The sequence below is a fragment of the Streptomyces gobiensis genome (assembly GCF_021216675.1).
GTDB lineage: Bacteria > Actinomycetota > Actinomycetes > Streptomycetales > Streptomycetaceae > Streptomyces > Streptomyces gobiensis.
Genome location: NZ_CP086120.1, coordinates 1438773 through 1450641 on the forward strand (window position 1 = coordinate 1438773; position 11869 = coordinate 1450641).

Genomic DNA, 11869 nt, shown 5'->3' on the forward strand with positions numbered 1-11869 from the left:
AACGGAGGCCCACCGTGGCCGCAACCGCTGAGCTCCTGCTGTCCACGCTCGTCCCCATGCCCAAACAGGCGGAACGGTCAGAGGAGGGCGACCCCTCCAAACAGATCCTGGCCGGACTCTCCGGCCTGTCCGATCCCGATTCCGGCCTGGACGGCTCCGGCTCCTGCGGCCCGGTCGAGGCCCCGCTGACCAGTGAGCCCCCGCTCGCCGATGTCGCCCCCCTGACCAGCGAGTCCCCCATCGCCGCCGAGCTCCCGCTGACCAGCGAGCCGACCGGTACTGCCCTCTTTTCCGACGGGCGCAGCGGTGCGGAGTCCGCAGAGATCTGAGAGCCGCCTGGCGCGGCTGGCCGCGGCACATGGTGTCTGCACCTCCTATGAGCCCGCCCCGGGCCAGACCGTCCAGGTGCCCGAGGACACGGTGGTCGCGGTGCTCGGTGCGCTGGGCGTCGACGCGTCGACCCCGCAGGCCGTACGGCAGGCGCTGGAGCGGCACGCTCAGCACACCACCGCCCGCCTGCTGCCGCCGACGGTGATGCTGCGCACCGGCCAGGAGCTGTCCAGCGCTGGAACCGCGCCCGCCGCCCTCCCCCCACTTCCCGATTCCACCGCACTACGGGTCGAGACGGAAGCCGGGGAAAGCCGCGACTGGGGCGCCGATCTGCCCATCGGTGTGCACACCCTGCGGGCCCAGGCCACCGACGGCCGGGCCGCGCACGCCACCCTGATCGTCGCCCCGGCCCGCTCGCCGGTCCCGGCCGACCGCACCTTCGGACTGCTCGTCCAGCTCTACTCACTGCTCTCCGACCGCTCCTGGGGCATGGGCGATCTCACTGACCTGGCCGACCTCGCCGCCTGGGCGGCGCGTACGGCGGGCGCCGGATTCATCCAGCTCAACCCTCTGCACGCCGCGGTCCCCGGGCATGCGGGCGAGGCCTGTGACCCCTCGCCCTACCGTCCCTCCTCACGCCGCTTCACCGACCCCGTCCATCTGCGGATTGAGGACATCCCCGAGTACGCCTGTCTGACCGGCGCGGCCCGCGACCGGACCGCCGTCTTGCTCGCCTGGGCCGCCACGCTGCGTGAGACGGTGCTGCGCAGGGGCGCCCATATCGACCGCGACGCCGTGTGGGCGCTCAAGCACGAAGCCCTGGAGCTGCTGCGCACGGTCCCGCTCAGCCCCGCCCGCCGCGCCGACTACCGTGACTTCCTCGCCACGCAGGGCCAGCCACTGGAGGACCACGCCACCTGGTGCGTCCTGGCGGAGCAGCATGGCCCCGACTGGCGCTCCTGGCCCACCGGCCTCGATGATCCCCGCTCGGACCGTACGGCCCGTTTCCGCGCCGACCATCCGGACCGTGTCGACTTCCACCGCTGGCTCGCCTGGCTGACCGACACCCAGCTCGCCCACGCCCAGCGCACCGCCCGGGACGCCGGTATGTCCCTGGGACTGGTGCACGACCTCGCGATCGGGGTGCACCCCTCGGGCTCGGACGCCTGGGCGCAGCAGGACGCCTTCGCCGCCGGGATGTCCATCGGCGCACCGCCGGACGCCTTCAACGCGGCCGGCCAGGACTGGGGACTGCCACCGTGGCGCCCCGACGCGCTCGCCGCGTCCGGCTACGGCCCGTACCGGGGACTGCTGCGCGGCCTGCTGCGGCATACCGGCGCGCTGCGCATGGACCACATCATGGGCCTCTTCCGGCAGTGGTGGGTGCCCTCGGGCCGCCCACCGACCGAGGGCTGCTACGTCCGCTATGACGCCGGGGCGATGCTCGGCGTGCTCGCGCTGGAGGCCCACCGGGCCGGTGCGGTGGTGATCGGTGAGGACCTGGGCACGGTCGAGCCGGGGGTACGAGAGGAGCTGGCGGGACGCGGGGTGCTGGGCACCTCGGTGCTGTGGTTCGAGCGCGACTACGGCGAAGGGGGTAGCGGGGAGCCCCTGGAACCGCAGCAGTGGCGGGCGGGCTGTGTGGCGACCGCCACCACCCATGATCTGCCCAGCACCGCGGCACGGCTGAGCGGCGAGCATATCGAGCTGCGCCACCAGCTCGGCCTGCTGGACCGCCCGCTGGCCACCGAGCGCACCGCGGACGCGGTGGAGATCGCCGAGTGGCTGTCCCTCTTTGAACGGCACGGTCTGCTGCCCGAGGGACCGGGCGATGAGGAGGCCGAGGTGAAGGCCGTCTACCGGTTTCTGACCCGGACCCCCGCGCGCATGATCGGCGTATGGCTGCCGGACGGTGTGGGAGACCGGCGGCCGCAGAACGTTCCCGGGACCTGGCAGGAGTACCCGAACTGGCGGCTGCCCATCGCGGACGGCACCGGCCGCCCGCTCTGTCTGGAGGAGCTGACCGCCTCGCCCCGGCTGCACGCCCTGCTGGCCGAGGTCCGGGAGGGACTGGGGACCCGCTAAGGCGACCCCGGGCGCGCGGTGGGTGAACCCGTTCGCTAATTTGGAACCGTGGTCAAGAAGAATGCTGTGCGAGCCGGAGCCATCACCGTCGGTACGACGCTGATGCTGCTGATGTCGTCCCCCGCCTTCGCCCTTACCCGCGACGACGGCGACGACCCGGGTCCGGGCCTGAGCGTGGCGGAGACCCTGGGCCTCTATGTGCTGGCCCCCCTGCTTCTCTTCGCAGTGATCGCCGGTCTGGTCATGGTGGGCGACAAGTCCCGCAAGAAGAGCAGCTGACCCAAACGAACCAGGGCGCCCCTGAGGCTGAGACCTCAGGGGCGCTTCATCATGCCCGGCCCCCGGACGGGGACTGGGGAAGCTGCCGCTCGGGGCAGTGGACACCGCCCCTGCACCCGGGCCTGTGTCGGCTCCCACCGTTCCCGAACCGGAAATCATCCGGGCCCACACCCGGGCCGGGGCGCAGCCAGCCCCGGTTGCGGGAAGGGGTGGGTTCGGGGAAGCCACCGCCCGGGCGGCGGACATCGCCCCTACGCCCAGGCCTCCGTCGGCTCCCAACCTTCCCCAGATCGGGGGACCGTCCGGCCCACGCCGGGTGGGGCGGGGCTTAGCACCGGTTACGGGAGGGGGCGGGGACTGCCCCTACGCCCGGGCCGCTGTCGGCTCCCACCTTTCCCGAACCGGAATCGTCCGACCCACACCGGGGGCGGGGGCGCAGCCCCCGGTTACGGGAACGGGCGGGACTGGGGAAGCTGCCGCTCGGGGCAGTGGACGCTGCCCCTGCACCCGGGCCTGTGTCGGCTCCCACCGTTCCGGACCGGAAATCGTCCGGCCCACACCCGGGGGCCGGGGCGCAGCCCCGGTTACGGGAAGGGGCGGGGCTGGGGAAGCCACCGCCCGGGCGGCGGGCATCGCCCCTACGCCCCGGCCTTTCTTTCAGCTCAGCTGAAGGAAAGCTTCAAAAAGTCTCGATGGACCTAATCAATTAGTCCTGCGAAGCTCTTTCTCGGAACGACGCCCCGTACGGAGGGACATCGCATCGAGAAAGGAACCCACATGGGAGGAGCCCGCACCGCCGCCTGGGGCGGCATCGCGCTGGCGACCGTCGCCACATTCGTCTGGTCCGGCAACTTCGTGATCGCCAGCGCACTGCACGACACCGTGCCGCCCGTCCAGACCGCCTTCTGGCGCTGGATCATCGCGCTGGCCGTACTCGCCCCGCTCGCACTGCCGCAGGTCTGGCGTCAGCGGAGGCTGATCCGCCGCCATATCGGCTATCTGACGCTCGCCGCGCTGCTCGGCTTCGCCCTCTTCAACACCCTTGTCTATCTGGCCGGGCAGACCACTTCGGCCACCAACATGGCGATGATCGCGGCGGCTTCACCCGTACTGATGGTGCTGTTCGCGCGGCAGCGGCAGCGGCTGGGCCCGCGGCAGGCGGCTGGCCTGCTGCTCGCGCTCACCGGCGTGCTGGCCCTGATCAGCAAGGGCTCCCCAGCGGCCCTGCTGGGGCTGGACTTCACCGGGGGCGATCTGCTGATGCTCGGCGCCGCCGTCACCTTCGCCGGATACAGCGCCCTGCTGGGCCGCCGCCCCAGCGGCATCTCCGGCCTTGCCTTCCTCTTCAGCACCTTCGCCCTGGGCGCCCTGCTGCTGGCCCCCGCCTACGCGGTGAGCCTCAGCGTCCAGGGCGGCTTCGCGGTTACGCCGGGTGCGGTCGGGCCGCTGCTCTATGTCGGCGTGCTGTCCTCCGCGCTGGCCTACTTCGCCTGGAACAAGGCGATCGCCCTCGTCGGCGCGGCCCGCGCGGGGATCGTCTACTACCTCCAGCCGCTCGCCGTGGCGCTGCTCTCCTTCGCCCTGATCGGTGAGGAGCTCGCCCCGGCACAGCTGCTGGCCATGGTTCCGATCCTGACCGGGGTCGCCCTGGGGGCCAGCCGCACCTACGGCTTCCGCAGCACCAGCTCCGTGTTGCGGTCGCCCGCGGCGCCCGCGAGTGTGGTCCGGGCACCGGGAGAGTTGAAGGCCAGCTCCCGGTAGAGCGCGGCAAGGCCGGTCTGGGAGAGATCGGCGAAGTCGGTACGGGCCGGGGCCGCGGACTCGATGAGGGTGGTGAAGAGGGAGATCGTGCCGTCACGGTTGTCGGCGAGCTCGATGATCCGGGCGAGCTGCGGAAAGTCGATATGCGAGGCGGTGGAGATCTCCCAGAAGGTGCCGAACGGCCTGATCTTGTTGGTGTGGTGGTGGCCGTTGATCCAGGCCACCACCTGCGGATTCCCCTTCAGCAGCGTCAGCAGCTCCTCGCGGCCCTCCCGGATGGACGTACTGGTGTGGTGGCTGAAGACCAGCACATAGGCATCACGGTGCTGCTTCAACTGCCGTGCCAGCCAGCGCAGCTGGGTACGGCCCACCGCGCCCCGGTAGTCACCGTCCGCGCGGACGGTGTCCAGGCTGATACCGATGACGTTGTCGCTGACCGGGAAGGTGTAGTAGAGGCTGCCCTCGGCGAGGTTGGCGTCGGTGTAGCCATGGCCGACCGGCCCGGCACCCGCGTACCTGGGGTCCAGATGCGCGCGAACATACTCGGCCGGGGTGAAGGGCGCCCGGGCCGGGTCCGGGGTGACGGGGCGGGCGCGGCGGGCGTTGGCCCGCAGCATCTCCTTGAAGGCCTCCCCCTTGGGATCGTTGCCCTGCTCCACCAGCTTCCGCAGAGCGGCGGCCTTCTCCCCCGGGAGATCCATCAGCTTACGGTCGCCCACCGCGATATCGGCGAAGAAGCCGTCGCCCGCAGCGAAGGCGCCGCCGGGCAGGCTGTCGTGATTGCCGACCGTCGAGTACCAGGGCACGGCCAGCCCAGGGCTGGTGACCTGCCGTATGGCCGCCGCGAGGAAGCCGTCAAGGTGCGGGAAGCCAAGCCGCTTGTCGTTGTCCCTGACCGGGTCGTCAGGCTGCCAGTAGAGCGGGAGGCCGGAGCTCTGTACGCCCTCATAGCGGCGCGGGTCGCCGGTGTTGGGGACGATCCGGCCGCCGCTCATCACGGTGAGATACCAGTCGAGCTCGGCGCGGCAGTTGTTGTCGGTGTTGTCGCCGGTGGTGACGACGAAGCTCACCGGTGCCCCGGTGACCGGGCCGCCGCGCAGCCCGTTGACCCGCTCGATCAGCGCGATGGTGCCCTGTACGGACAGGGTCTCCTGCGGCCGCCAGGCGCTGGCGGTCTGGGCCCGCAGATACTCGAAGCGCAAGGGATGCTGGACATCCACGAGATGGAGGTCGGTGAACTGGACGAAGGAGGCCAGCGCGGTGCGCTTCTCCTCCCGGCCGCCCGAGGGGGTGCCCAGCTCGGCCCGTACCACCCGGTCCCAGCCGGGACCGTCGCCCAGCCGGCGGTAACCGGTGCCGCCGCCGGCCGCCGAGACACCGCTGATCGTGGTCCCGGTCGTCGAGGGAACCCCGGCGGGCGCACCCGCGGCATGGGGATGGTTCCCGGCCAGGGACCGGGCGATGGGTGCCCGGGCGGTTGCCGAGCCGCTGCCCGGCCCGAGCAGATAGCCCAGCCCGGTCGCCGCACTGGCGGCTCCGGCGGTGGCGAGAAGCGTACGGCGGTCAAGTGCGGCAGCGGCGAGCTGACGGCTGCGGGACATGAAGTACTCTCCCCGAGTGTGAACGCGGCTCCTGACGCGAGGCGGTCCCCGCTCACTTCGAATCGTTGGCATCGGCGGTGGCCTGCGCTTTAACGACACAGAAACGCTGGCCGCCCATCACCCCCTCGGATCATGGATCCTTCGCAATAGCCATGTCTCTCTTAGCGGGGCGTGTCTGTGTACTCATCTGCCGTTCATCTCCCGGGGAAGCCCGGCCCCCGCGCCGCAGCGTGGAAGGATGGCCGTACTTCGTACAAGCCTTAGCGACCGACCAACGAGGGAGACACCAGGTGCCTGGGACGAATCTGACCCGTGACGAGGCGCAGGAGCGGGCACGGCTGCTCACCGTCGACTCGTACGACATCGAGCTGGACCTCTCCGGTGCTCAGGAGGGGGGTACCTTCCGCTCGGTGACCACGGTGCGCTTCGACGCCCGCGAGCCCGGCGCCAGCTTTATCGACCTGGTGGCGCCGACCGTGCACGAGGCCGTGCTGAACGGTGAGGCGCTGGATCCCGGCGAGGTGTTCGCCGACTCGCGGATCGCCCTGCCGTCGCTGCTCGCCGGGCGCAATGAGCTGAAGGTCGTCGCGGACTGCGCGTACACCAACACCGGCGAGGGTCTGCACCGCTTTGTCGACCCGGTCGACCAGCAGGCGTACCTCTATACGCAGTTTGAGGTGCCGGACGCCCGGCGGGTCTTCGCCAGCTTTGAGCAGCCGGACCTGAAGGCCACCTTCCAGTTCACCGTGACGGCGCCCGAGGGCTGGACGGTCATCTCCAACTCCCCGACGCCGCAGCCGTCGGACGTCAAGGACCATGTGTGGCGCTTCGCCCCGACGCCGCGTATCTCCTCGTACATCACCGCGCTCATCGCCGGCCCGTACCACAGCGTGCACAGCAGCTGGGAGGGCGAGGGCCGGAGCGTGCCGCTGGCCATCTACTGCCGTCCGTCGCTGGCCGAGTTCCTTGACTCGGACGCGATCTTCGCGGTCACCCGGCAGGGCTTTGACTGGTTCCAGGAGAAGTTCGACTACCCCTACCCCTTTGCGAAGTACGACCAGCTCTTCGTCCCGGAGTTCAACGCGGGCGCGATGGAGAACGCGGGCGCGGTGACCATCCGCGACCAGTACGTTTTCCGGTCAAAGGTGACGGATGCCGCGTATGAGTCGCGGGCCGAGACCATCCTGCACGAGCTGGCCCATATGTGGTTCGGTGACCTGGTCACCATGGAGTGGTGGAACGACCTCTGGCTGAACGAGTCCTTCGCCACGTACACCTCCATCGCCTGCCAGGCCCACGCGCCGGGCAGCCGCTGGCCGCAGGCGTGGACCAGCTTCGCCAACCAGATGAAGACCTGGGCCTACCGCCAGGACCAGCTGCCGTCCACACACCCGATCATGGCCGAGATCCGGGATCTGGACGATGTCCTGGTCAACTTTGACGGAATCACCTACGCCAAGGGCGCGAGCGTCCTCAAGCAGCTGGTCGCCTATGTCGGCATGGACGAGTTCTTCCAGGGCGTACAGACGTACTTCAGGCGCCATGAGTGGGGCAACACCCGGCTGAGTGATCTGCTGGACGCGCTGGAGGAGACCTCTGGACGGGATCTGACGGCCTGGTCGAAGGCGTGGCTGGAGACAGCGGGCATCAATGTGCTCCGCCCGGAGATCGAGACGGACGCCTCGGGCACCATCGCCTCCTTCATGGTGCGCCAGGAGGCCCCGGCGCTGCCCACCGGCGCCAAGGGAGAGCCGACCCTGCGGCCGCACCGCATCGCGATCGGGCTCTACGACCTGGACGGCGGCACGCTGGTCCGTACGGACCGTATCGAGCTCGACGTCGACGGCGAACTCACCAAGGTCGAGGCGCTGGCGGGCCGCAAACGCCCGGCGGTCGTCCTGCTCAACGACGATGACCTCTCCTACGCCAAGGTGCGCCTCGACGCGGAGTCGCTGGCGACCGTGACCCAGCATCTGGGCGACTTCACCGAGTCGCTGCCGCGCGCGCTGTGCTGGGCCTCGGCCTGGGACATGACCCGCGACGGCGAACTCGCCACCCGCGACTACCTGTCGCTCGTTCTCTCCGGCATCACCAAGGAGTCGGACATCGGCGTCGTCCAGACACTGCACCGCCAGGTGAAGCTGGCCCTGGACCTGTACGCCGCGCCGAGCTGGCGTGAGACGGGCCTGGCACGCTGGACGGAGGCCACCCTGCAGCAGCTACGGGCGGCCGCCCCCGGCAGCGACCACCAGCTGGCCTGGGCCCGCGCCTTCGCCGCTACGGCCCGCACCCCCGAACAGCTCGATCTGCTCGCGGGTCTGCTGGACGGCACCGAGACGGTGGACGGCCTGGCCGTCGACACCGAGCTGCGCTGGGCGCTGCTGGAGCGGCTGGCGGCCATGGGCCGGGCGGACGAGGAGGCGATCGCGGCGGAGCTGAAGCGCGACGCGACCTCGGCGGGCGAGCGCCACGCCGCCACCGCGCGGGCGGCCCGCCCGACCGCCGGGGCCAAGGCGGCGGCCTGGGCCCAGGCCGTCGAGTCGGACAAGCTCCCCAACGCGGTGCAGGAGTCGGTCATCTCCGGCTTCGTACAGACGGACCAGCGCGAGCTGCTCGCCCCGTACACGACGAAGTACTTCGACGCGCTGAAGGGCATCTGGGAGTCCCGTAGCTACGAGATGGCCCAGCAGATCGCCATCGGCCTCTACCCGACGCTTCAGGTCTCCCAGGAGACCCTGGACGCCACCGATGCCTGGCTTCGAACCTCGGAAGACGCCAGCGCGGCCCTGCGCCGTCTGGTCACCGAGTCCCGCGCGGGCGTCGAACGTGCCCTGAAGGCCCAGGCAGCAGACGCCGCCGCGGCGAGCTGACAGCCCACAGAGCGGGCGCCCCGGTACCGGAGCGCCCGCTCTGTGCCAGCGGGTCTCGAGTGGCGTCCGGATCTCGAGCGGCGTCAGGCGATCACAGCGGTCAGCCTTCCGACTCCCGCGGCTTGACCTCGACCTCACGCAGACTCTGATCTGTGAGCCCGGTCCGTGCCTCGGTGCGGTGACCCCGGGCGATATAGTCACGCACGACCGCTTCGACGGCATCCTGGGGCGAGCCGACTCCGGCCAGAACCATCACTTCCACCACCAGTTCGGCATCGAGACTGATGTTGACCTTGGCCATGAGCGCCCCCTTCGTCGGATCGGGACACTAACACCGCACCGCACCGCGTTCACCAGCTTCGGGTATGCGCCGGACCCGCAGCGAGCGCCGCGTCGCGATCCGAACAGGATCCCGGTAAAGCGGTGTGGTTGATCCTCCCCGCGGCCATACTGCTGGTCATGGGCTCTGTTCCCGGCGCGCGGGGGAGGGTTCAGACAGCGTGACCGAGGGGGAGGTCCCGAGCCGATATGACGCAGCCGTCGACCATACCGCCGCCAGTGGCTGCCGAGCCGTCCGAGCCGCCTCGGCAGACGGCCTGGACGGAAGGGGTGGACCGGCTGCGGGCCGCGGCCCGGACGGAGCCCGGGCGGCTGCGGATCATCGGTGCCGTACTGGTCGCACTGCTGATCCTCTTTGGTGCCGCGACGGCCTGGCAGGTCTCCGACCGGGCGGCCAGCGCGGACGCGGTGCTGCACGGCAGCCAGCCGCTGAGCGCCGACGCCGCCGATATCTACCGCTCACTGGCCGACGCCAACACCACCGCTGCCAGCGGGTTCCTCGCCGGAGGCAATGAGCCGGCCCAGGTGCGGGAGCGTTATGAGAAGGATATCCGCACCGCTTCCCAGCTGATCACCCAGGCGGCGGCCAACAGCGCGGGATCCGCCACCGCGCGCAGGCAGCTGACCATCCTCAGTGAGCAACTTCCCGTCTATACGGGACTGGTTGAGTCGGCCCGCGCCAACAACCGGCAGGGACTGCCGATCGGCGGCGCCTATCTGCGGCACGCCAATGAGCAGATGCGCGACACCCTGCTCCCGGCCGCCCGGACGCTCTACGAGGCGGAGACGGCGCAGCTGGGCGAGGACTACCGGGCCGCTAAGTCCTGGCCATGGATCGCACTCACCCTCGGTGCGCTCACCCTTGGCGTGCTGATCTGGGCGCAGCGGCGCCACTATCTGCGTACGAACCGGGTGTTCAACCGCGGGCTGCTGGCGGCGACCGCGGCGGCAACCGTGCTGGTGCTGTGGACGACCGGGGCCCACGCGATCGCCCGGGTCGGCCTCAGCGAGTCCGACCGCGAGGGCGCGCAGTCGCTGCACGCGCTCAATGAGGCGCTGGTAGCCGCGCTGGAGGCGCGCGGTGACGAGGGTATGACGCTGGTGTCGCGCGGTGCCGGGTCGGGGTATGAGGACAGCTATCAGGACGGCATGAGAAAGCTGGCGGGCGAGGACCCCGAGGCCGGGGAGGGCGGTCTGCTCGCCGAGGCAATGGAGCTGGCCGACGATGAGGAGGGGCGGCTGCCGGTGAAGTCGGCCCTGCGCAACGCCGGTTTCTGGTCCTATCGGCACGGTGAGGTCCGTAAGTACGAGAACGAAGGGGAGTACAGCGCCGCGGTGGCGATGGTGATCGGATCCATGGGGACCACGGGCGAGACCTTCGACAAGGTCGACGCCGGGCTGCGGGAAGCGATCGGGCATGAGCAGACGCAGTTCACCGAAGCCGCCAGGGCCGGACGCGGTGCGCTCACCGGGCTTCCCGCCGGGGCCGGTCTGCTGGTGCTGCTGGGCGCGGCGGGCGCCGCGTACGGCATCGGCCGCAGGCTGTCGGAGTACCGGTGAAGGGTGGAGCGGTGAAGGGGGAACGGTGAAGGGGGGAGCGGAGATGGCACGCGAGCGCGACAGGAAGTTCGGCGCGATGGCGTCGGCGGGGCTCGCCCTGGTACTCGCGGTGCTCCTCTCATCCGTGCTCCCGGTCCGGGGGAACAGCGACCACGACGAACGGCTTGCGGGCGGTACGGCGGCGGCCGCCCGGGCGGCGGTGCCCGCTGCCGCGCCGGAGCGGGAGACCTGCGCGGACGGCAGCGACCCGGCGGCCAGCCTCCGGCCCTCGGGCGCCGCCGGGCCAGCGGTGACGCGCATCCAGAAGGCGAAGCAACTGGTGGTCGGTGTCGACCAGAACAGCTATCTGTGGGGCTACCGCGATCCGAACACGGGTGAGATCACCGGTTTCGATATCGATCTGGTGCGGGCGATCGCCGAGGATCTGCTGGGCAAACCGGCGAAGGTTGTCTACAGGACGATCCCTACCGATCAGCGCGTCAAGGCGATAGAGAACGGCGATGTGGACATGGTGGTGCGCACCATGACGATCAACTGTGAACGGCTGCAGCGGGTGTCCTTCTCCACCGCCTACTTCGAGGCGGGCCAGCAAGTCCTCGCCCCGCGTACGTCACGTGTCCAGGGCTATGACGCGTCCCTCAAGGGCCGGCGCGTCTGCACGGCGGAGGGCTCGACGGGCGAGAGCGCGCTGACGGAGGAGAGCCATGGCGCCCATGTGGTCGCGGTGCCCAACCAGCTCGACTGTCTGGTGCGGTTGCAGCTGGGCGAGGTGGACGCCGTGATCACCGACAGCGCGCTGGCGGCCGGGCAGGCGGCCCAGGACCCCTCGGTACGGCTGGTCGGCGACCCCTTCACGGTCGAGCCGTACGGTGTGGCGATGAACCGCGAGGACAAGGATCTGGTGCGGCGTGTCAACAAGGTGCTGGACGACTTCCGTAAGGGCGGCACGTCCAGTGCCTGGATGACCTCCTATGAGAGATGGCTGGCCGGAATGATGGAGGACCCGGGTCCGAAGCCGCCCACCCCGGCCTACCGGGACTGAGT

9 protein-coding genes are annotated in these 11869 nt (G+C 70.4%); 7 read left to right on the plus strand and 2 right to left on the minus strand.

Features of this window, described 5'->3' with window-relative positions:
- Positions 1-14: 14 nt before the first annotated feature.
- From test1122_RS06695 to test1122_RS06710, 4 genes are all read left to right on the plus strand, one after another.
- Positions 15-329, plus strand: coding sequence for a hypothetical protein (locus tag test1122_RS06695; RefSeq protein ID WP_232268236.1), 315 nt, complete (start codon positions 15-17; stop codon positions 327-329).
- Entirely contained in the window at positions 307-2415 is a 2109-nt protein-coding gene (gene malQ, locus test1122_RS06700) for a 4-alpha-glucanotransferase (RefSeq protein ID WP_232268237.1), read from the plus strand. Before test1122_RS06695 ends, malQ begins: the two co-directional genes overlap by 23 nt.
- Before the next feature lie 48 nt (positions 2416-2463).
- A complete protein-coding gene (locus test1122_RS06705) occupies positions 2464-2694 on the plus strand; it encodes a hypothetical protein (RefSeq protein ID WP_232272084.1) in 231 nt (76 codons plus the stop codon).
- A 777-nt stretch (positions 2695-3471) separates the two neighbouring features.
- Positions 3472-4455, plus strand: coding sequence for a DMT family transporter (locus test1122_RS06710; protein ID WP_232268238.1), 984 nt, complete (start codon positions 3472-3474; stop codon positions 4453-4455).
- Here the strand turns inward: test1122_RS06710 and test1122_RS06715 are convergent.
- Positions 4359-6056 carry a TIGR03767 family metallophosphoesterase gene (locus tag test1122_RS06715; RefSeq protein WP_232268239.1) on the minus strand — a complete coding sequence of 566 codons (1698 nt, stop codon included), beginning with the start codon at positions 6054-6056 and terminating at the stop codon, positions 4359-4361. The two genes, test1122_RS06710 and test1122_RS06715, sit on opposite strands and share 97 nt — an antisense overlap.
- A gap of 290 nt (positions 6057-6346) precedes the next feature.
- Here test1122_RS06715 and pepN point away from each other — a divergent pair, with 290 nt between their 5' ends.
- Positions 6347-8926, plus strand: a complete 2580-nt coding sequence (gene pepN, locus test1122_RS06720; protein WP_232268240.1) for an aminopeptidase N — start codon at positions 6347-6349, stop codon at positions 8924-8926.
- A 100-nt stretch (positions 8927-9026) separates the two neighbouring features.
- Here the strand turns inward: pepN and test1122_RS06725 are convergent, their stop codons facing one another.
- Positions 9027-9227: a type II toxin-antitoxin system VapB family antitoxin gene (locus test1122_RS06725; protein ID WP_232268241.1), complete on the minus strand. Its 201-nt coding sequence runs from the start codon at positions 9225-9227 to the stop codon at positions 9027-9029.
- A gap of 257 nt (positions 9228-9484) precedes the next feature.
- Between test1122_RS06725 and test1122_RS06730 the strand changes: the two genes are divergently transcribed.
- Entirely contained in the window at positions 9485-10825 is a 1341-nt protein-coding gene (locus test1122_RS06730) for a hypothetical protein (RefSeq protein WP_338423517.1), read from the plus strand.
- Positions 10826-10868: 43 nt separating this feature from the next.
- Positions 10869-11867 carry a glutamate ABC transporter substrate-binding protein gene (locus tag test1122_RS06735; protein ID WP_232268243.1) on the plus strand — a complete coding sequence of 333 codons (999 nt, stop codon included), beginning with the start codon at positions 10869-10871 and terminating at the stop codon, positions 11865-11867.
- Positions 11868-11869 lie beyond the last annotated feature (2 nt).

Excerpts from the sequence above, each read along its gene's own strand:
- test1122_RS06715 (WP_232268239.1), bottom strand. The coding sequence starts at position 6,056 with ATGTCCCGCAGCCGTCAGCTCGCCGCTGCCGCACTTGACCGCCGTACG.
- test1122_RS06735 (WP_232268243.1), top strand. The coding sequence starts at position 10,869 with ATGGCACGCGAGCGCGACAGGAAGTTCGGCGCGATGGCGTCGGCGGGG.
- test1122_RS06710 (WP_232268238.1), top strand. The coding sequence starts at position 3,472 with ATGGGAGGAGCCCGCACCGCCGCCTGGGGCGGCATCGCGCTGGCGACC.
- test1122_RS06725 (WP_232268241.1), bottom strand. The coding sequence starts at position 9,227 with ATGGCCAAGGTCAACATCAGTCTCGATGCCGAACTGGTGGTGGAAGTG.